Consider the following 18,911-nt stretch of genomic DNA (forward strand, 5'->3'; position numbering starts at 1 on the left):
GGCTAGGCGCTCGGCAGCATGGCCACCGCCTGGCGGTAGGCGGACGACGCCACGAGCGCATCCCAGTCGAGCGCGCCGGCACGGGGCATGAGGCTGCGCCGGCGCAGTTCGCTGGCCGGATTCGGCGTCCAGCGCCCGCCGCGCTGCGCTTCGGCAAAGCCGTCGAGCAGCTGGTCGAGCGCCGCGCCCTCCCCCACGCTCTGATTGCACAGCAGCGCGAGGTCGCACCCCGCATCGAGCGCCGCCAGCGCCGCATCGGTGTAGCTCAGCAGCCGACCGTCGATACGGCGCGCCGCCTCCATGCTCAGGTCGTCGCTGAACACCGCGCCATCGAAGCCGAGCTTGCCGCGCAGGATCTGATGCAGCCATTTCGACGAGAAACCGGCCGGGCGGGCATCGACCTTCGGGTAGATCACGTGCGCCGGCATCACGGCCGCCAGGGTGCCGACGAGCCAGTCGTAGGGCCGCGCGTCATCGGCCAGGATCGCCTTGAGGCTGCGTCGGTCGACCGGCATCGCCACATGCGAATCGGCCTTGACGAAACCATGCCCCGGAAAATGCTTGCCGCAGTTGGCCATGCCGGCCTGCAGCAGCCCGTGCATCAGGCTGCGCGCCAGCAGCGCCACCACGCGCGGGTCGCGATGGAAGCTGCGGTCGCCGATCACGCTGCTTTCGCCATAGTCCAGGTCGAGCACCGGCGCGAAGCTGAAATCGACGCCGCAGGCCCGCAGTTCACCGCCCAGCACGCGGCCGCAGGCGGCGGCGGCCTGCGTGGCGCGCAGCGGGTCGCGCATCCACAGCTCGCCCAGCATGCGCATCGACGGCAAGCGGGTGAAGCCGTCGGTGCGGAAGCGCTGCACCCGGCCACCCTCGTGGTCGACGCAGATCAGGAGATCGGGCCGCAGCGCCTTGATCTCGGCATTCAGCGCGCGCATCTGCGCCCGGTCCTGCCAGTTGCGCGCGAAGTGGATCACGCCGCCCACCAGGGGGTCGGCCAAGCGCCGCCGGTCGGCCGCGTTCAGTTCGGTTCCCGCCACGTCGATGATCAAGGGCGCGTGCAAGGTCTTGTCGGTCATTCTTTGCGCTCGACGACGACGAAGCTCGCCGCGTAGTCGGTTTCGTCGGTCACGGTCACGTGGGCCCGCAGGCCCTCGGCCTCGAACCAGTCCTTCAGGCCGCCGTGCAGGACGATCACGGGCTTGCCGCTTTTTTCATTGACGATCTCGCACAGCCGCCAGCTCATCGGCATCCGCATGCCCATGCCGATCGCCTTGCTGAAAGCCTCCTTGGCCGAGAAGCGCGTGGCCAGGTAGCGCAGGCCGCGCTTCGGCCAGCGCGCGCTGCGGGCCTGCCAGACAGCAAACTCGGCATCGCTCAGCACCTTTTGCGCGAAGCGCTCGCCCTGGCGCTCGAAGGTGGCGGCGATGCGCCGGATGTCGCAGATGTCGGTGCCGATGCCGTAGATCACTGCTGCGCCGTCTTGTCTTGGGCTTCCTCGATGCGGCGCAGGTACTCGCGCGTCGCCGCGGTGTAGCCGAGTTCCAGCGCATCGGAGACGAAGGCGTGGCCGATCGAGACCTCGCGAACGCCCGGCACGGCGCGCAGGAAATCGCTCAGGTTGTCGCGACTCAGGTCGTGGCCGGCATTGACCTCGAGCCCGGCCGCCTGCGCGGCGCGCGCCGTTTCGGCATACAGCTGCAGCACCGCGTCGGCCTTGGAGGTGCCGCGCGAGGCGGCGTAGCCCTCGGTGTAGAGCTCGACCCGGTCGGCGCCGACGGCCTTGGCGGCCGCCATCATCTCGGGCGCGGGGTCCATGAAGAGGCTCACGCGCACCCCCAGCGCCCGGGTCTCGGCGATCAGCGGCCGCAGCCGCTCGGCGTCCTCGGGAAAGCGCCAGCCGTGGTCGCTGGTGGCCTGGGTCTGGCTGTCGGGCACGAAGGTGGCCTGGTGCGGACGCAGTTCGCGCACGAATTCCATCAGGTTGTGGAACGGGTTGCCCTCGATATTGAACTCGGCCGCCGGCCAGTCCCGATGCAGCAGGCCGGACAGGTCGCGCACGTCCTGCGGCCGGATGTGGCGCTCGTCGGGCCGCGGGTGCACGGTGATGCCGTGCGCGCCGGCGTCCAGGCACAGCGCCGCCGCGAACAGCACGCTCGGGATGCCGAGCGCACGCGTGTTGCGCACCAGCGCGACCTTGTTGAGATTGACGGACAGTGCAGTGGACATGGTGGTGCTCATAGAAAACCTCCGCGCAGCAGCGCTTCGGTACTCGCCTTGGGAACGGCCCGGCGGCTCATAAGGCTTGCAGATCCCGCATCATCTGCCGCGTACGCAGCGTCGTGACGCCGCAATGGTAGTTGAGCAGGATGCGCAGCTGGGTGCGCAATGCGCCGTTGAGGCCGGCGCAGACTCTGAGTGTCGAGGCGAAGGGCGCCGGGCCGTCGAGCGCTGACTGCAGGGCCAGCCATTCGGACCCGGTCAGCGCAGGCTCGGCGTCCTCGGCCGGGCGCAGGCCGGCCTCGGGCACCAGCGCATAGCGCCCGGCCGGCGCCAACGGGGCCAGGGTGGAGGTCTGGGCCGCCAGCGAGGGCAGCAGCCCGACCTCGCGCAGCAGCAGCAGCTCGAAGGCCCGCAGCGCAGCCGCCTGCGTGGCCGCCTGCGCGCCCGCATGGTCGCCCGCCAGCACCTGCACCACGGCCGCATAGGCATCGAACAGCGCTTCGTGCGGATCGTCGCGTGCCAGCAGGCGCAGCAGCAGTTCGTTGACGTAGTAGCCCGAAAGCAGCGCCTCGCCGGTCGGCATCACGTGGCCGCCCATCCATTCGGCGCCCTTGAGCGTCCGGATCTCGGCCTCGCCGGTGAAGTTCAGCTGCAGCGGCTGCAGCGGCAGCAGCACCGGGCGGAAATTGGAGCTCGGGCGCTTGGCCCCCTTGGCCACCAGCGCGATCCGCCCCAGGTGCCGCGTGAACACCTCGAGGATCAGGCTGGACTCGCTCCAGTCGTAGCGGTGGAGCACATAGGCCGGTTCATGCGAAACGCGCTTGACGGCCACTCATTCGTATCCGAAGGAGCGGACCCTGGCCTCGTCGTCCGCCCAGCCCGAGCGCACCTTGACCCACAGCTCGATGAACACCTTGGCGTCCATGAGTTTCTCGAGCTCCTGGCGGGTCTCCATGCCGATGCGCTTGATGCGCTCGCCCTTGTCGCCGATCACCATCGCCTTGTGGCCGTCGCGCTCGACCACGATCGTGGCGGCGATCTTGAGCAGCCGCTTGTGGCCCTTGCGCTGCGGCGGCTCCTCCTCGAACTTGTCGATCACCACGGTGGAGGTGTAGGGCAGCTCGTCGCCGGTCAGGCGGAACAGCTTCTCGCGCACCATCTCGCTGGCCAGGAACTGCTCGCTGCGGTCGGTGAGTTCGTCTTCGGCGTACCACCAATCCTGCGCGGGCAGGTACTTCTCGCAGATGCCGAACAGCCGCTCGATGTCCTTGGGGTTCTTGGCCGACATCGGCACGAACTCGGCGAAGGCATGCTTCTGCTGCATGGTCTGCAGCCAGGGCGCGATGTCGCCACGGCGGTGCACGTTGTCCAGCTTGTTGGCGATCAGCAGGGTCGGGATGCCGCTGCCGAGCAGCTTCAGCACCCGCTCGTCGGCCGGCGTGAAGCTGCCGGCCTCGACCACGAACAGGATCAGGTCGACGTCGGACACCGCCCCGACCACGGTCTTGTTGAGCGAGCGGTTGAGCGCGTTGGCGTGCAGGGTCTGGAAGCCCGGCGTGTCGACGAAGACGAACTGGGTCGCGCCCCGCGTGCGCATGCCGGTGATGCGGTGCCGCGTGGTCTGCGCCTTGCGAGAGGTGATGCTGATCTTCTGCCCGACCAGAGCGTTGAGCAGCGTCGATTTGCCCACGTTGGGCTTGCCGACGATGGCCACCAGGCCGCATCGCCGGGCGCTCTCCGCACCGTCATCGGGCGCGGGGAGGATGGAATCGTTCGCTTGGTTCATGGGGTTGCCTTTGCGCCGCGCGCCTTGAGCCGGATCAACATGGCCGCCGCGGCGGCCTGCTCACCGGCGCGGCGCGAGCCGCCGATGCCGCGTTCGCGCAAGCCCAGGTCGGCCACTTCGCATTCGACATCGAAAGTTTGCTTGTGTGCCGCCCCGAGCGTCCCGACGACGCGGTAGGCCGGCAGCTTCATTTTGTGACCCTGCAGCCATTCCTGCAATTCGGTCTTGGGGTCCTTGGAGGCCGCTTCCATGCGCGGGCTGATCGTCACCGACTCGTAGAGGCGGTGCACCAGCGCCTGCGCCGCGCCGAAGCCGGCATCGAGGTAGACCGCGCCGATCACGGCTTCCAGCGCATCGGCGAGGATCGACGGCCGGTTCTGGCCGCCCGAGCGCGCCTCGCCCTCGCCCAGCCGCAGCAGGGGCGACAGTGCCAGCTTGAGTGCCAGCTGATGCAGCGTGTCCTGCTTGACCAGGTTGGCGCGCACCCGCGACAGATCGCCCTCGGGCAGGGTCGCCAGCCGCACATAGAGCAGGTGCGAGACGGCGAGGTTCAGCACCGAATCGCCGAGAAACTCCAGCCGCTCGTTGTGATCCGCCGAAAAACTGCGATGGGTCAGCGCCAGCTGCAGCAGCCGCGCATCGGCGAAGGAGTGCTGGAGGCGCGCCTGCAGCGCGACGAGGCCGCCGTCGGTCACGGAGCGAACGTCAACGGGATTGGCCCCGGTACTTCAGCAGCAGGTAGGCCGGGCCGAACAGATGGATTTCGCGGTCGTAGGCGAAGGAAACGACCACCTTGTCGCCGTCCTTCTTGACTTCAAGGTCCTTGCCGCTGACCGACTGGAAGTCGTCGATGGCCTGGGCGCGGTCGAAGATCGCGCGCACCTCGGGCACCGTCGAGCCTTCCTTGGCCTTGTTGGCCGCCTTGGTGATCGCCTGGTACTCGATCAGCGTCGGGATCACCTGCGCGACCACCACGCCGACGCAGGCCAGCACGATCGCCACGAACAGCAACCCGATGAACGAGATGCCACGCTGTTTGTGTCCTGTCTTCCTTGGTCTCATGCCCTCTTTCCCTCGATCTGGAACCGGATGCTTATTGGAATGTGCCGATGCGCTTGAGATTGCCGAAGTTCATCCACACCAGGAAGGCCTTGCCCACGATGTTCTGGTCCGGAACGAAACCCCAGTAACGCGAATCGAGCGAGTTGTCGCGGTTGTCGCCCATCATGAAATAGTGGCCGGGCGGCACCTTGCACACCACGCCCTCGACACTGTAACGACAATTTTCCTGGTTCGGGAACGGCATGATCTCGGCTTCGGAAAGCCCGGCGCGCCGGCTGTCGTCGTTGAGCAGGCGGTGCGCCTTGCCGCCGAGATCCTCGTTGTACTGCTTGAGGTAGCGCATCGTCTCCTCGTCGAAATACTCGGGGATCGCCACCTTGGGGACCGGCTGGCCGTTGACGGTGAGCTGCTTGTTGAGGTAGGACACCTCGTCGCCCGGGACTCCGACCACGCGCTTGATGTAGTCCATGCTGGGCTTGGGCGGGTAGCGGAACACCATGACGTCGCCGCGCGTCGGCGGTTGGCCCTCGGTGATGCGGGTGTTGCTGACCGGCAGCCGCAGGCCATAGACGAACTTGTTCACCAGGATCAGGTCGCCGGTGAGCAGCGTCGGCATCATCGAGCCCGACGGGATCTTGAAGGGCTCGAACAGGAAGGAACGCAGCAGGAACACGGCCAGGATCACCGGGAACAGGCCGGCGGTCCAGTCCAGCCACCACGGCTGCATGAACAGGCGTTCGCGGGCCTTGGTGTCGACCGTGTCGACCTGCGTGATGCCCTGGCGCGCGAGTTCCTCGCGCCGCTGCGCCAGCGAGGCGTCGAGCGCCTCGGCCGCGCGCCGGCGCTTCGGCAGGAAATAGAAGCGCTCGGCCAGCCAGTAGAGACCGGTGACCACCGTGGCCAGGAACAGCAGCAGCGCGAAGTTGCCTTCGACCGCGCCGAAATACCAGGCGCCGATGTAGCCGACGAAGGCGGCGAGGATCAGGGATGTGAGAAATGCCATCTTTAGTCTTCGACTTGCAGGATGGCGAGGAAGGCCTCTTGCGGGACCTCGACCGAGCCGATCTGCTTCATTCTTTTTTTGCCCGCCTTCTGCTTCTCGAGCAGCTTCTTCTTGCGGGTGATGTCGCCGCCGTAGCACTTGGCGAGCACGTTCTTGCGGAGGGCCTTGATTGTCTCACGCGCGATGATGTTGACCCCGATGGCGGCCTGGATCGCGACGTCGAACATCTGGCGCGAAATGATCTCGCGCATCTTCGAGACCACCGCCCGGCCGCGGTACTGGCTCTGGCTGCGGTGGACGATGATCGACAGCGCGTCGACCTTCTCGCCGTTCAGCAGGATGTCGACCTTGACCACGTCCGAGGCCCGGTACTCCTTGAATTCGTAGTCCATCGAGGCGTAGCCGCGGCTGACCGACTTCAGCTTGTCGAAGAAGTCGAGCACGATCTCGCCCAGCGGCATCTCGTAGGTCAGCATGACCTGGCGGCCATGGTAGGCCATGTTCATCTGCACGCCGCGCTTCTGGTTGGCCAGCGTCATCACCGCGCCGACGTATTCCTGCGGCATGTAGAGGTGCACCGTGACGATCGGCTCGCGGATCTCGGCCATCTTGCCGACGTCGGGCATCTTCGACGGGTTCTCCACCATGATCACCTCGCCGTCATTCTTCATGACCTGGTAGACCACGCTGGGCGCGGTCGTGATCAGGTCCTGGTCGAACTCGCGCTCGAGCCGCTCCTGCACGATCTCCATGTGCAGCAGGCCCAGGAAGCCGCAGCGGAAGCCGAAGCCCAGCGCCTGGCTCACCTCGGGCTCGTAGCGCAGCGACGAATCGTTGAGCTTCAGCTTCTCGAGGGCGTCGCGCAGGGAGTCGTACTCGCTGGCCTCGGTCGGGTAGAGCCCGGCGAACACCTGCGGCTGGATCTCCTTGAAGCCCGGAAGCGCTTCGGTCGCGGTGGCCGCGGCGCCGCCGGTACCGGGCTTGATCAAGGTCACGGTGTCGCCGACCTTGGCCGCCTGCAGTTCCTTGATGCCGGCGATGATGTAGCCCACCTCGCCGGCCTCGAGCGAAGCGCGCGGCTCGTTGGCTGGCGTGAACACGCCGATGTTGTCGGCGTTGTACATCGCGCCCGAGGCCATCATCTTGATGCGCTCGCCCTTCGCCAGCCGGCCATCGACCACGCGCACCAGCATCACGACGCCGACGTAGGGATCGAACCAGCTGTCGATGATCATCGCGCGCAGCGGACCGTCGGGGTTGCCGCGCGGCGCCGGCATTCTCGCCACCACCGCCTCGAGGATTTCCTCGATGCCCATGCCGGTCTTCGCGGAGCACGGAATCGCATCGGTCGCATCGATGCCGATCACGTCCTCGATCTCGGAGCGCGCGTTGTCGGGGTCCGCGTTGGGCAGGTCCATCTTGTTGAGCACCGGCACCACCTCGACGCCGAGGTCGAGCGCGGTGTAGCAGTTGGCCACCGTCTGCGCTTCGACGCCCTGGCTCGCATCGACGACGAGCAACGCACCTTCGCAAGCCGACAGCGAGCGACTCACTTCATACGAGAAGTCGACGTGGCCCGGCGTGTCGATCAGATTGAGGTTGTAGACCTGCCCATCCTTGGCCTTGTAGTGCAGCGCGGCGGTCTGTGCCTTGATGGTTATCCCACGCTCTTTCTCGATGTCCATCGAGTCGAGAACCTGCGCTTCCATCTCGCGCTCGGCGAGGCCACCACAACGTTGGATCAAGCGATCGGCAAGCGTCGACTTGCCGTGATCGATGTGCGCAATGATCGAAAAATTTCTGATGTGATTCATCAACGGGAACGCTTAAGTACTTGAATTGGCTCGTGCGCTGAAGGCGACAGGCAAGAAAAAAGGGCGCGTCTACAAGAGACGCGCCCTGAACCAACAAGCAATGGCAACTGCAGTAGTTGGAACTTCATTGTAGGCAAAAAGGGGGGCGCGTACAGCCGGGCCCAAGCCCGGGAGGGGTCGTTGCAGGTCAGCAACATGCGAATTATTAACAGCTTATCAACAGGATCAGTGGAGCAATTGCTTAACAACTTGTGGGCGAACTGTGGAGCGCCGGTGGACGGACGGCGGGAATCTCGCATCGTGAAGCACCTCGGACTGCTTATGCGACGAGCGAGGATCGGACGGGTCCTATTCTACCGAAATTCATCGTTAGACCCTCTACAAGTTAGTGGTCGCCAACCAAAATCCATGGTCCGAGCTGTCAAAAAAATTTCTTGGACGCTGCGGCCGGAACGCGACAACGGCCGAAAAATGGCCCAAAACCCGACTGCCGGGTGGGGCCACTTGACGCTTGAATGGCCCCCACGCTCCCCCACTTCATGTGGGTCGCTGCCCCCCGAGGGGGCCGCAAGCCGGCTTGGGAGCGGCCCGGCACCGGCCTGGCCCGATCAGCGAGCCGGCCGGAGCAGCGCGTATTGCGCCCAGTCACCGCGGCGGAACAGCAGGCTCACCGGCTTGCTCTTGTCGGCCTTGGCCAGCGCGGCATCGAACTCCTTCAGGTTCACGACCTCGACGTTGCTCACCGCGAGCACCACGTCGCCTTCGCGCAGGCCCGCGCGAGCGGCCGCGTCGGTGGCGGCATCGATCCGCACGCCGCCCTTGAGCTTTAGCTCCTTCTTCTGGGCTTCGCTCAGGTCGCTGAGCGCCAGCCCCATCGACTTGGCGGCGGCCGAGCCCGACGGCTTGGCCGCCGACTCGTCGCGGTCGGCCGCGACCTTGGTCGGCTTGTCGGGCTCGATCTCGGCGATGGTCACGTTGATGTCGCGCAAGCTGCCGCGGCGGAACACGGTGATCGAGCTCTTGGTGCCGGGCTTGGTGTTGCCCACCAGGCGCGGCAGATCGCTCGGCTTCTCGATGGCCTTGCCGTCGAACTTGGTGATGATGTCGCCCGGCTCGATGCCGGCCTTGTCGCCCGGCGAACCGGACTCGACGCCGCGCACCAGCGCCCCCTGCGCCTTGCCCAGACCGATCGATTCCGCCACGTCCTTCGTGACCTGGTCGATCTGGACGCCAATGCGGCCGCGCGAGACGCGGCCCGAGGTGCGCAGCTGGTCGGCGACCCGGGTTGCCTCGTCGATCGGGATCGAGAACGAGATGCCCATGAAGCCGCCCGAGCGCGAGTAGATCTGGCTGTTGATGCCCACCACTTCGCCGCGCATGTTGATCAGCGGGCCGCCCGAGTTGCCGGGGTTGATGGCCACGTCGGTCTGGATGAAGGGCAGGTAGTCGCCGGTGTCGCGCTGCTTGGCGCTCACGATGCCGGCGGTGACCGTGTTCTCGAGGCCGAAGGGCGAGCCGATGGCCATGACCCACTCGCCGACGCGCAGCTTCGACACGTCGCCGACCTTGACCGCCGGCAGTCCGGTGGCTTCGATCTTGACGACCGCGACGTCGGTGCGCTTGTCGGCGCCGATGAGCCGGGCCTTGAACTCACGCTTGTCGGTCAGCGTGACCAGCACTTCGGAGGCCCCATCGACCACGTGCGCATTGGTCATCACGAAGCCATCGGACGACAGGATGAAGCCAGAGCCGACGCCGCGCGGACGCTCTTCGTCAGGCGCCTGCGGCCGGTTCGGGCGCGGCCCCTGGCGCGGAACACCGGGCATCGGCTGGCCGAAGAAGCGGCGGAAGAATTCCTGCATCTCCTCGTCGGGCTCGTTGCCGGCCTGCGCGACCTTCTCGATGGTCCGGATGTTGACCACCGACGGGCCGACCTGGTCGACCAGGTCGGTGAAATCGGGCAGTGCCCGCGCCTGTGCATGCACCGGCGTCACGGGCAGCAGCGCGGCGGTCGAAGCGAGCGCGAGCGCGCAGGCCATCAGGGACGAACGGAAGGTGTTCCCCTTGATCTTGAGCATCATCGGTTTCTTTCGTTGGAGAGACAAAAACTGCCAGGGGCACGCCAGGCCGGCGCCGGGCCGCTCCCAAGGCGGCCTGCGGCCCCCTCGGGGGGCAGCGACCACACGAAGTGAGGGCGCGTGGGCGCCAGTTCAGGCCGGCGCCGGGCCGTCCCAAGGCCGCCTGCGGCCCCCTCGAGGGGTAGCGAGTACACGCAGTGACGGAGCGTGGGGGCCATGCTAGCGCGAGCGGACCAGGTTCTGTGCGAACGCATCGAGGGTCTGCGGCGGCACCTCGCCGACCGCGGTCAGCCACCAGTCGCCGTCCTTGTCGGTCATGCGGCGCGTCATGGTGTAGGTGGCGCCGAGCGCGAGCAGCACTTCCTCGGGCTTGCGTTGCGCATCGTAGGGCTCGATGAACAGGGACACGGTCGCCAGGCCATCCGAGAAAGTCCACTGCATCGTGTGGCCCAGCCCTTCGCCGCCCATCGGGCGACGGAAGGAATTGACCGGCCGGAACCCCGGCACCGGCTTGCTGAGCGCCCAGCCCTCGCGCTGCGCAGTGGTGCGCTCGAGTTCCGATTTCTCGACCCGGTAGCCGGCGGTGCTGCCCATCATCTGCGTCAGCGCCTGGACCTTGACGGGCGCATCGAGCTGGAGTTCGGAGAACGCCGACTGCTCGATCACCTTGTTGTCGCGATCGACGGTCTGCAGCTTGATCACCAGGCCCGAGCGGCGCTCGCTCCAGACCCGATAGCCGAAGCGCAGCGCGTCGCGCGGCTCGATCTGGACCACGTCGGCATCGAAGCCGGCAACCCGGTCCTTGCCGATCGTGCGGACAGCGTAGGAATCGGCGATCGACGAGTCGGGCGTGCCCGACAGATTGGGAAACAGCTCGAGGTTCTCGCGCTTCTCGCGCTTGACCACCTTCGAATCCGGCAGGAAGGTCACGACCTGGTCATTGCGCCGGAAGGTCGAGCGCGGCGGCCCCGACAGGGCTTCGATGCGCTCCATCTGCAAGTCGCCCTCGCACACGTGCCAGATGCGCGCGCTCGACAGGTTGCCGGCCGGCACCGAGACCACAAAGGTGCCGACATAGCTGCGCAGGCGCGCCGCGGCATGCATGCGCTCCAGCCACTCGACCACACCCATCGCGGGCGCGTCGCCGCCGGTCGCGCTGGGTACGCTCTTCACTGGCGGCGAGGGACTTCGGCTCTGGGCCAGCGACACCTGCGCCATGCACAGTGCAGCCACCAGAACCAGGAACCCACGCGCGGAGATCGACATCGGATGAGTCATCGCTAGGACTGCAGGCGCGCGCGTCAGCGCGACGGTCGGTCGAAGGTGGCGTTGCGCAGGAATCCCGAGGGCATCTGCGAAGCGCCTCCAGCCTGCTGGTGCGCTTCGAGCAACTGGTCCAGCCGCGGATCGCGCAGCATGACCTGCGGATTGCCGCTGCCGATCGTGACCCGTGTCGATGCGAAGCTCGGGGCCGTCTGCGTCGGTGCCTCGGCCGTGGCGAACACGGCCGGTGCGGTCTGCTGCAGCGCCAACTGGGCGCCGGCGGGGCGGGAATCGGCGACGCCGACCCAGTTCCATCCGATCGCTGCGGCCGCCGCCAGCGAGGCCGCGCCGGCCACCAGCTTCCAGCGGAACACCGGTTCGTTGGCGGCTTCGACCCTTCGCTGCACCAACTTGGGCTCCGGCAGCACCGGCAGCAGGGCCGGCACCACCGGCTCGGCCGCCAGGCGGCTCTGGAAGCGCGACAGGAACGTCGAAGTGTCGCTGCAAGCTGCGTGGCCACCCGAACGCAAGATGTCACCCACCACATGATAGGTCTGCCAGGTCGCGCGCAATTCGTCGTCGACGCAGAGTCTGCCGATCACCTGCGCGAACTCGTCGTCGCGCAAATGACCATCGGCGAGCGCGGAAACCTGCTCTTGGACTGTGTTTCTTTGGTTCATCTTGTTCACCTGCTTACCAACGCTTGCCCGACTGGTTGTCCAGCAAGGGCTTGACCCGGGCCGAAATCGCTTCGCGGGCGCGGAAAATCCGCGACCGCACCGTGCCGATCGGGCAGTTCATGACCTCGGCGATCTCTTCGTAACTCATGCCCTCGATCTCGCGCAGCGTCACCGCCTGCCGCAACTCGGCCGGCAGCGCCTCCATGGCCGCCTCGACGGCCGCAGCGATTTCGTTGGCGGCCATCACGGTTTCGGGGGTCTCGTCGGTGATTGGTTCGTTTCCGGGCCGGTAAGTTTCATCCTCGTCGTCAGAAGACGATCGCAGGGCACTCTCGGAGATGGTCGGATCGCGCTTCATGTCGACCAGCGCCTTCTTGGCCGTGTTGACTGCGATCCGATAAAGCCAGGTATAGAACTGGGCCTCGCCGCGGAACTGGTGCAGCGCGCGGTAGGCGCGGATGAAGGTCTCCTGGGCGATGTCCTCGACCAGATTGACATCGCGCACCATGCGCCCGATCAGCCGCTCGATGCGCCGCTGGTACTTGATGACCAGCAGTTCGAAGGCCTTCTGGTCGCCCGCGAGGGTGCGCTGGACCAGCTGGAAATCGACCTCGCCCGGCCTGTCCGTTGCCGCAGGCGCATCGGTCTGGCCGGTGCCGGGCGGCACGGGGGGCGGGGAAACGGTCATACGCCGGGATGATGCACCGTCGATGCGCCTGTGTCCGGTTCGGCCGGAAGCACGCGCGCATGGAGCGCCCGGCGCAGATCCAGCCAGCGGTCCGGCAGGGCCTGGCGATCGACCCAGACCCAGCGTCGACGCCGCGCCGGCTCGTCCAGGCTCACCAGCAGCAAGGATTGCAGATCGAGCGCGACGCTGGCACGGGCGGCCTGGAGCGGCGCGCCACCGGAGATCGACCAGTGGCGGCCGTCGAAAGCCAGCCGGCCCGGCGCCGTGCTCTGCAGCAGGCCGGTCCATGCGGCCACGCCGGCCACGACGGCGCTCAGCGCCAGCATGGCGCGCCGCCAGTCGAAACCCTCGGCCTGCAGCGACGCGAGCGTGACGCCGGCGACGCCGAGCGCCCAGACAAGAACCAGAAGTCGTCGCGCATAGCGCGAACGCCCCACCGGATAGATCACCGACGGGGCGCTGTGCATGGGTCGGGAAATATCAAACGCGCTTGAACACCAGCGTGCCGTTGGTGCCGCCGAAGCCGAAGTTGTTTTTGACCGCGACATCGATCTTCATATCGCGCGCCTCGTTGGCGCAATAGTCGAGATCGCACTCGGGATCCTGATTGAAGATGTTGATCGTTGGCGGGCTCTTCTGGTGATGCAGTGCCAGCACCGTGAACACCGACTCGATGCCGCCGGCGCCGCCCAGCAGGTGGCCGGTCATCGACTTGGTCGAATTCACGACCAGCTTCCTGGCGTGGTCGCCGAAGGCGTTCTTGATCGCGTTGGTTTCGTTCAAGTCACCCAGCGGCGTCGAGGTGCCGTGCGCATTGACGTAATGCACCTGGTCGGCATTGACGCCCGCATTGGCCAGCGCCATCTGCATCGAGCGGCGCGGGCCGTCGACGTTCGGCGCCGTCATGTGGAAGGCGTCGCCACTCATGCCGAAGCCCGAGACTTCGGCGTAGATCCTGGCGCCTCGGGCCTTGGCGCGCTCGTATTCCTCGAGCACGACCACGCCGGCACCCTCGCCGAGCACGAAGCCGTCGCGGTCCTTGTCCCAGGGCCGCGAGGCGGTCTTGGGGTCGTCGTTGCGGGTCGACAGCGCGCGCGCCGCGGCGAAGCCGCCGAGCCCGAGCGGCGACACAGTCGATTCGGCGCCGCCGGCGATCATCACGTCGGCATCGCCGTACTCGATCATGCGGGCCGAAAGGCCGATGGCATGCAAGCCGGTGGTGCAGGCCGTGACCACCGCGATGTTCGGGCCCTTGAATCCATACTTGATGGAAACATGGCCCGAGATCATGTTGATGATCGACGCCGGCACGAAGAACGGCGACACGCGGCGCGGGCCGCGGTTGACCAGTTCGGCATGCGTGTCCTCGATCAGCGGCAGCCCGCCGATGCCGGAGCCGATGTTGCAGCCGATGCGCACCGCTTCTTCTTCGGACAGCGCGTCGCCGGTGGGCAAACCGCTGTCCTGCACCGCCTGGATGGCGGCGGCGAGCCCGAGATGGATGAAGCGGTCCATGTGGCGCGCTTCCTTCTCGGGGATGTAGTCCTTGATGTCGAAACCCTTGACCTCGCCTGCGAACTTGCAGGAAAAGGCGCTCACATCGAACTTGGTGATGGTGTCGATGCCCGAATTCCCGGCCAACAGGTTGGCCCAGGATTCGGCAACGGAATTTCCGACAGGAGCGAGGCAACCGAGTCCGGTCACGACGACGCGGCGTTTGGTCATGCCGGCAAACCTTTCTGGGAGCTGAGGCCGCTGCCCGGTGCGCGCAGGCGTTGAAACCGCGGACCGGGGCGACGGCGACTCAGCGCGGCCGTATCAGGCCTTTTGATTCTTGGTGGCGTAGTCGACGGCATTCTGCACCGTCGTGATCTTCTCGGCGTCTTCGTCGGGGATCTCGATGCCGAATTCGTCTTCGAGCGCCATCACGAGTTCGACCGTGTCGAGCGAGTCCGCGCCGAGGTCGGCCACGAAAGCCTTTTCATTGGTGACTTGGGACTCTTCAACGCCGAGTTGTTCGGCAATGATTTTCTTGACACGTGCTTCGATATCGCTCATTTTGTTCCCTCTGAGGGTTGTAGGTAATCGGTTGATTTTAGCCGGCCGCATTGTGGCATTTGCCGCACGGCCGTAGGTGAAAGCGCTTGCGTTCCCAGGGCTACATGTGCATGCCGCCGTTCACGTGCAGCTCCTGCCCCGTGACATAGGCGGCCTGGGGCGACGCCAGGTAGGCGACCGCGTGGGCGATATCGGCTGGCTTGCCGAGATGGCCGAGGGGAATCTGAGCCAGCAGCGCCTGCTGCTGGGCCTCGGGCAGGCTGGCCGTCATGTCGGTCTCGATGAAGCCCGGCGCGACGCAGTTGACCGTGATGTTGCGACTGCCGAGCTCGCGCGCCAGCGCCCGCGTCATGCCCGCCACGCCGGCCTTGGCGGCCGCGTAGTTGGCCTGGCCGGCATTGCCGGAGGCGCCGACCACGCTGGTGATGCTGATGATGCGCCCGTAGCGCTGCTTCATCATCGGCCGGATCACGGCGCGCGACAGGCGGAACACCGCCTTCAGGTTGGTGTCGATGACGGCGTCCCAGTCGGCGTCCTTGAGCCGCATGGCGAGCATGTCGCGCGTGATGCCGGCGTTGTTGACCAGCACGTGGAGCGCGCCGTACACCTTGACGATCTCGTCGATCAGGGCCTCGACGGCGGCGCCGTCGTTGACGTCCAGCACGCAGCCTCGGCCATCGAAGGCGGCGAGTGCGGCCGTGATCTTGGCGGCACCCTCTTCGGTGGTGCCGGTGCCGATGACCTTGAGTCCGCGCTGGGCCAGCTCGAGCGCGATGGCGGCGCCGATGCCGCGGGTCGCGCCGGTGACCAGGGCAACCTGGCCTTCGAATTTGACAGTACTCATGAACAGAACCTCTGGGCCGGCGCTCAGGCGCCTAGCAATTGCCTGGTTTCGGCGAGCGTCGCCGGATCGTAGACCGCGGCCGCAGCCAGTGCCGGCGCGATCCGCTTGGCCATGCCGGCCAGCACCTTGCCGGGGCCGCATTCGACGATCGCCTCGACCCCGCGGGCCTCGAGGGCCTGCACCGTTTCGACCCAGCGCACCGGCCCCGCCGCCTGGCGCACCAGGGCCGCGCGGATGCGCTCCGGGTCGGTCTCGATCGCGACATCGATGTTGTTGACGACCGGAATCCGGGGCACCGCCAGCTGAACCGATGCCAGCCGCTCGCGCAATGCCTCGGCCGCCGGCTTCATCAGGCTCGAATGGAAGGGCGCCGAAACCGGCAGCGGCAGCGCGCGCTTGGCGCCGTTGGCCTTCAGGACCTCGCAGGCCTTGTCGACCGCCGCCTTGCTGCCCGCGATCACGGTCTGCATCGGGTCGTTGAAATTCACCGCCTCCACCACTTCGGCGCTGCCGGGGCCGAACGAGGCCGTGACCTCGGCGCAGCCGGCCTGCACCTTGGCGGCCTCCATGCCGAGCACGGCGGCCATCGCGCCGACGCCCACCGGCACGGCCTGCTGCATCGCCTGGGCGCGAAAGCGCACCAGGGGCGCAGCCTGCGCCAGGGTCAGGACGCCCGAAGCCACGAGGGCCGAGTATTCGCCCAGCGAATGGCCGGCCACCACCGACGGCTCGGCGCCGCCTTCGGCCCGCCAGGCACGCCAGGCGGCGATCGCAGCGACCAGCATCACGGGCTGGGTGTTGGTGGTCAGGGCCAGGGCTTCCTTGGGGCCTTCGCGGATCAGGCGCGCGATGTCTTCATCGAGCGCGTCCGAGGCCTCGCGCAGCGTTTCGGCCACGGCCGGGTGATCGCCCCAGGCGTCGAGCATGCCGACGGCCTGCGAACCCTGGCCCGGAAATACAAAAGCGAAAGACTTCATGAGCTTGTGTCTCCAAGACGCCGCCCGCTGCGGGCAGCGCGCTGTATCAATAGTTCAACAGCACCGCGCCCCAGGTGAAGCCGCCGCCGACGCCTTCGAGCATCAGCGTGTCGCCCTTCTTCACCTTGCCCGAACGGACCGCTTCGTCCAGCGCGAGCGGAATCGAAGCCGCCGAGGTGTTGCCGTGCTCGTCGACAGTGACGATCAACTTGTCGCGCGGCAGCTTGAGCTTCTTGGCCGTGCCTTCCATGATGCGGATATTGGCCTGGTGCGGAATCAGCCAGTCGATGTCGGCCTCGGTCTTGCCGGCCTTGGCCAGCGTGGCACGTGCGGCTTCCTCGAGCACCCGGACTGCCAGCTTGAAGACGGCCTGGCCATCCATATGCAGCAGCGGCTTGCCCAGCACCTCGCCGCCCGAGACGTGGCCGGGCACGCACAGGATGCCGACATGCTTGCCGTCGGCATGCAGGTCGCTCGCCAGGATGCCGGGCTCGCTGCTGGCCTCCAGGACCACCGCACCGGCGCCGTCGCCGAACAGCACGCAGGTCGTGCGGTCATTGAAATCCAGGATCCGGGAGAACACCTCGGCACCGACGACCAGCGCGCACCTCGCCGAACCGGTGCGGATCATCGCGTCGGCCACCGTCAGGGCGTAGACGAAGCCACTGCAGACCGCCTGGACATCGAAGGCCGCGCAGCCTGCGACGCCCAGCTTGTTCTGGAGGATCGCCGCCGACGACGGGAACACCATGTCGGGCGTCGAGGTCGCGACGATGATCAGGTCGAGGTCGCCGGCGCTGCGGCCGGCGGCCTCGAGCGCATGCCTGGAGGCCTCCAGCGCGAGGTCGCTGCTGGTGACTTCGGGGGCGGCGAAATGGCGCGCCCGGATGCCGGTGCGCTCGATGATCCACTGATCGGAAGTCTCGATGCCGCGGGCGGCGAGTTCCTGAGCCAGGTCGTCATTGGTCACGCGGCGGGGCGGCAGGAAGCTGCCGGTGCCTGTGATGCGGGAAAAAAGGGTCATCAGACGTGGAGCGCCGGCGCGTCGGCCGGCACCGCCGGGTCTTGCCGCGCCAGCAATGGCGCGGCGTGGGCGATGCGGGCCCGAACGCGGTCGAGCAGGTTGTTGCGAGCGGCATCATAAGCGCGATCCAGCGCATGGCCGAAAGCCACCTCGTCCGCCGAACCGTGGCTCTTGAACACCAGCCCGCGCAGGCCGAGCAAGGCCGCGCCGTTGTAGCGCCGATGATCAAGACGCTTTTTAAGCGCTTTTAGAACCGGATAGGAAACGATCGCCGCAAATTTACTGAAAATGCCATTCGAGTACTCGATCCTCAGGAAGTCGACGATCATCGACGCAACGCCTTCGGTGGCCTTCAGCGTCACGTTGCCGACGAAGCCGTCACAGACGACGATGTCGGTCGTGCCCTTGAAGATATCGTTGCCCTCGACATTCCCGTAGAAATTGAGATCCTGCGAACTGGCCGCTTTTCGCAGCAGCTGACTCGCCTTCTTGATGGTTTCGCTGCCTTTGATGGCCTCTTCGCCGACATTCAACAAGCCGACGCTGGGCGACTCGTTGCCGGTCAAGGCGGAAACCAGCGCCGACCCGAGCACCGCGAACTGAAGCAGGTCCTCGGCGTCGCAATCGACATTGGCGCCCAGGTCCAGCACGGTGGTGGCGCCGCCCTTGCTGTTGGGCAGCTGGGGGGCGATGGCGGGGCGGTCGATGCCGTCGAGCGTTTTCAGGAGATAGCGTGCGATCGCCATCAATGCGCCGGTGTTACCCGCAGAAATGGCAGCCTGCGCCGCACCGTCCTTGACCTGCTGGATGGCGACCCGCATCGACGAGTCTTTTTTCTTGCGCAGCGCGACCTCGATCGGGTCGTCCATGCCGACCACCTCGCTGGCGCCGACGATCGTGGCGCGAGGGTGCGAGAAGCTCGCCAGTGCAGCCGGCGCACCGACCAGCAGCAGCGAGGCTTCGGCGTGCCGCTCGAGAAAGGACTTGCAGGCCGCAAGCGTGACGCGCGGCCCGTGATCGCCACCCATGCAATCAACGGCGAGCGTGATCACGGCAGGCACTGGAACGGAGGCTGAAGGTGCGGCCATCAAAACAAAGGCCCGACGCTACACATAGAGTAGCTTCGGGCCTTGGCCTTGGAACGGAGCTCAGGCTTCGGACTTGGTCTTGAGAACCTTGCGGCCACGATAGAAGCCGTTCGGGCTGATGTGGTGGCGCAGATGGGTTTCACCGGTGGTCGGCTCGACGGCGATGCCGGGCACGCCCAGCGCATTGTGCGAACGGTGCATGCCGCGCTTCGACGGCGACTTCTTGTTTTGCTGGACGGCCATGCTGGCTCCTGGAAATATGGGTGTGAGTTGGCGGTGTGCGTGCGGGGCGGCCTACGAATAGGAATGCGGATACGAAATCTGCA

The 18,911-nt window shown here is 66.7% G+C and carries 21 protein-coding genes; all 21 read right to left on the reverse strand.

Translation table 11 applies throughout. The annotated features are described in order from the left end of the window. Positions 1-2: 2 nt before the first annotated feature. The 21 genes from nagZ to rpmF all read right to left on the reverse strand — a co-directional run bounded on the left by nagZ (position 3) and on the right by rpmF (position 18,828). On the reverse strand, positions 3-1,076 hold the full coding sequence (gene nagZ, locus AC1DYD_RS26185; protein ID WP_478175683.1) for a beta-N-acetylhexosaminidase: 1,074 nt from the start codon (positions 1,074-1,076) through the stop codon (positions 3-5). Beyond that, positions 1,073-1,468 carry a holo-ACP synthase gene (gene acpS / locus AC1DYD_RS26190; RefSeq protein ID WP_478175684.1) on the reverse strand — a complete coding sequence of 132 codons (396 nt, stop codon included), beginning with the start codon at positions 1,466-1,468 and terminating at the stop codon, positions 1,073-1,075. Before acpS ends, nagZ begins: the two co-directional genes overlap by 4 nt. Then, positions 1,465-2,238 carry a pyridoxine 5'-phosphate synthase gene (locus tag AC1DYD_RS26195; protein WP_478175685.1) on the reverse strand — a complete coding sequence of 258 codons (774 nt, stop codon included), beginning with the start codon at positions 2,236-2,238 and terminating at the stop codon, positions 1,465-1,467. The genes acpS and AC1DYD_RS26195 overlap by 4 nt, the downstream gene beginning before the upstream one ends. Positions 2,239-2,293: 55 nt before the next feature. Next, entirely contained in the window at positions 2,294-3,052 is a 759-nt protein-coding gene (recO, locus tag AC1DYD_RS26200; protein ID WP_478175686.1) for a DNA repair protein RecO, read from the reverse strand. Beyond that, positions 3,053-4,006, reverse strand: a complete 954-nt coding sequence (era, locus tag AC1DYD_RS26205; RefSeq protein ID WP_478175687.1) for a GTPase Era — start codon at positions 4,004-4,006, stop codon at positions 3,053-3,055. After that, entirely contained in the window at positions 4,003-4,701 is a 699-nt protein-coding gene (gene rnc / locus AC1DYD_RS26210; RefSeq protein WP_478175688.1) for a ribonuclease III, read from the reverse strand. Before rnc ends, era begins: the two co-directional genes overlap by 4 nt. A 10-nt stretch (positions 4,702-4,711) precedes the next feature. Next, entirely contained in the window at positions 4,712-5,068 is a 357-nt protein-coding gene (locus AC1DYD_RS26215; RefSeq protein ID WP_478175689.1) for a DUF4845 domain-containing protein, read from the reverse strand. Between the two features lie 31 nt (positions 5,069-5,099). Continuing rightward, entirely contained in the window at positions 5,100-6,071 is a 972-nt protein-coding gene (lepB, locus tag AC1DYD_RS26220; protein WP_478175690.1) for a signal peptidase I, read from the reverse strand. 2 nt (positions 6,072-6,073) lie between these two features. Further along, on the reverse strand, positions 6,074-7,885 hold the full coding sequence (lepA, locus tag AC1DYD_RS26225; RefSeq protein WP_478175691.1) for a translation elongation factor 4: 1,812 nt from the start codon (positions 7,883-7,885) through the stop codon (positions 6,074-6,076). A 608-nt stretch (positions 7,886-8,493) separates the two neighbouring features. Beyond that, entirely contained in the window at positions 8,494-9,966 is a 1,473-nt protein-coding gene (locus tag AC1DYD_RS26230) for a DegQ family serine endoprotease (protein ID WP_478175692.1), read from the reverse strand. A gap of 216 nt (positions 9,967-10,182) precedes the next feature. Next, the gene (locus AC1DYD_RS26235; protein WP_478175693.1) at positions 10,183-11,241 is read right to left on the reverse strand and encodes a MucB/RseB C-terminal domain-containing protein; all 1,059 of its coding nucleotides are present in this window, start codon (positions 11,239-11,241) and stop codon (positions 10,183-10,185) included. A 23-nt stretch (positions 11,242-11,264) separates the two neighbouring features. Continuing rightward, a complete protein-coding gene (locus AC1DYD_RS26240) occupies positions 11,265-11,906 on the reverse strand; it encodes a sigma-E factor negative regulatory protein (protein ID WP_478175694.1) in 642 nt (213 codons plus the stop codon). A 13-nt stretch (positions 11,907-11,919) separates the two neighbouring features. Then, positions 11,920-12,594 (reverse strand): RNA polymerase sigma factor RpoE, encoded by a 675-nt coding sequence (gene rpoE, locus AC1DYD_RS26245; protein WP_478175695.1) that lies wholly within the window; start codon positions 12,592-12,594, stop codon positions 11,920-11,922. Then, entirely contained in the window at positions 12,591-13,061 is a 471-nt protein-coding gene (locus tag AC1DYD_RS26250; RefSeq protein ID WP_478175696.1) for a hypothetical protein, read from the reverse strand. Before AC1DYD_RS26250 ends, rpoE begins: the two co-directional genes overlap by 4 nt. 13 nt (positions 13,062-13,074) lie before the next feature. Continuing rightward, positions 13,075-14,319, reverse strand: coding sequence for a beta-ketoacyl-ACP synthase II (fabF, locus tag AC1DYD_RS26255; RefSeq protein WP_478175697.1), 1,245 nt, complete (start codon positions 14,317-14,319; stop codon positions 13,075-13,077). A gap of 93 nt (positions 14,320-14,412) precedes the next feature. Then, positions 14,413-14,652, reverse strand: a complete 240-nt coding sequence (gene acpP / locus AC1DYD_RS26260) for an acyl carrier protein (RefSeq protein WP_007830471.1) — start codon at positions 14,650-14,652, stop codon at positions 14,413-14,415. A gap of 100 nt (positions 14,653-14,752) precedes the next feature. Further along, a complete protein-coding gene (gene fabG, locus AC1DYD_RS26265) occupies positions 14,753-15,496 on the reverse strand; it encodes a 3-oxoacyl-ACP reductase FabG (protein WP_478175698.1) in 744 nt (247 codons plus the stop codon). Between the two features lie 23 nt (positions 15,497-15,519). Then, a complete protein-coding gene (gene fabD, locus AC1DYD_RS26270; protein WP_478175699.1) occupies positions 15,520-16,473 on the reverse strand; it encodes an ACP S-malonyltransferase in 954 nt (317 codons plus the stop codon). 46 nt (positions 16,474-16,519) lie between these two features. Beyond that, positions 16,520-17,497 carry a beta-ketoacyl-ACP synthase III gene (locus AC1DYD_RS26275; protein ID WP_478175700.1) on the reverse strand — a complete coding sequence of 326 codons (978 nt, stop codon included), beginning with the start codon at positions 17,495-17,497 and terminating at the stop codon, positions 16,520-16,522. Next, positions 17,497-18,549 carry a phosphate acyltransferase PlsX gene (gene plsX / locus AC1DYD_RS26280; protein ID WP_478175701.1) on the reverse strand — a complete coding sequence of 351 codons (1,053 nt, stop codon included), beginning with the start codon at positions 18,547-18,549 and terminating at the stop codon, positions 17,497-17,499. Before plsX ends, AC1DYD_RS26275 begins: the two co-directional genes overlap by 1 nt. 96 nt (positions 18,550-18,645) lie before the next feature. After that, a complete protein-coding gene (rpmF, locus tag AC1DYD_RS26285) occupies positions 18,646-18,828 on the reverse strand; it encodes a 50S ribosomal protein L32 (protein ID WP_028248601.1) in 183 nt (60 codons plus the stop codon). Positions 18,829-18,911 lie beyond the last annotated feature (83 nt).

This window comes from Variovorax sp. P4_B11, assembly GCF_056402355.1.

What these genes read in the sequence shown, in the direction of transcription:
- AC1DYD_RS26250 (WP_478175696.1), bottom strand. Translation starts at nt 13,061, where the DNA reads ATGCACAGCGCCCCGTCGGTGATCTATCCGGTGGGGCGTTCGCGCTAT.
- AC1DYD_RS26235 (WP_478175693.1), bottom strand. Translation starts at nt 11,241, where the DNA reads ATGACTCATCCGATGTCGATCTCCGCGCGTGGGTTCCTGGTTCTGGTG.
- lepB (WP_478175690.1), bottom strand. Translation starts at nt 6,071, where the DNA reads ATGGCATTTCTCACATCCCTGATCCTCGCCGCCTTCGTCGGCTACATC.
- rpoE (WP_478175695.1), bottom strand. Translation starts at nt 12,594, where the DNA reads ATGACCGTTTCCCCGCCCCCCGTGCCGCCCGGCACCGGCCAGACCGAT.
- AC1DYD_RS26275 (WP_478175700.1), bottom strand. Translation starts at nt 17,497, where the DNA reads ATGACCCTTTTTTCCCGCATCACAGGCACCGGCAGCTTCCTGCCGCCC.
- fabG (WP_478175698.1), bottom strand. Translation starts at nt 15,496, where the DNA reads ATGAGTACTGTCAAATTCGAAGGCCAGGTTGCCCTGGTCACCGGCGCG.
- era (WP_478175687.1), bottom strand. Translation starts at nt 4,006, where the DNA reads ATGAACCAAGCGAACGATTCCATCCTCCCCGCGCCCGATGACGGTGCG.
- AC1DYD_RS26240 (WP_478175694.1), bottom strand. Translation starts at nt 11,906, where the DNA reads ATGAACCAAAGAAACACAGTCCAAGAGCAGGTTTCCGCGCTCGCCGAT.
- AC1DYD_RS26230 (WP_478175692.1), bottom strand. Translation starts at nt 9,966, where the DNA reads ATGATGCTCAAGATCAAGGGGAACACCTTCCGTTCGTCCCTGATGGCC.
- fabF (WP_478175697.1), bottom strand. Translation starts at nt 14,319, where the DNA reads ATGACCAAACGCCGCGTCGTCGTGACCGGACTCGGTTGCCTCGCTCCT.
- AC1DYD_RS26215 (WP_478175689.1), bottom strand. Translation starts at nt 5,068, where the DNA reads ATGAGACCAAGGAAGACAGGACACAAACAGCGTGGCATCTCGTTCATC.
- AC1DYD_RS26195 (WP_478175685.1), bottom strand. Translation starts at nt 2,238, where the DNA reads ATGAGCACCACCATGTCCACTGCACTGTCCGTCAATCTCAACAAGGTC.
- nagZ (WP_478175683.1), bottom strand. Translation starts at nt 1,076, where the DNA reads ATGACCGACAAGACCTTGCACGCGCCCTTGATCATCGACGTGGCGGGA.
- rpmF (WP_028248601.1), bottom strand. Translation starts at nt 18,828, where the DNA reads ATGGCCGTCCAGCAAAACAAGAAGTCGCCGTCGAAGCGCGGCATGCAC.
- fabD (WP_478175699.1), bottom strand. Translation starts at nt 16,473, where the DNA reads ATGAAGTCTTTCGCTTTTGTATTTCCGGGCCAGGGTTCGCAGGCCGTC.
- lepA (WP_478175691.1), bottom strand. Translation starts at nt 7,885, where the DNA reads ATGAATCACATCAGAAATTTTTCGATCATTGCGCACATCGATCACGGC.
- acpP (WP_007830471.1), bottom strand. Translation starts at nt 14,652, where the DNA reads ATGAGCGATATCGAAGCACGTGTCAAGAAAATCATTGCCGAACAACTC.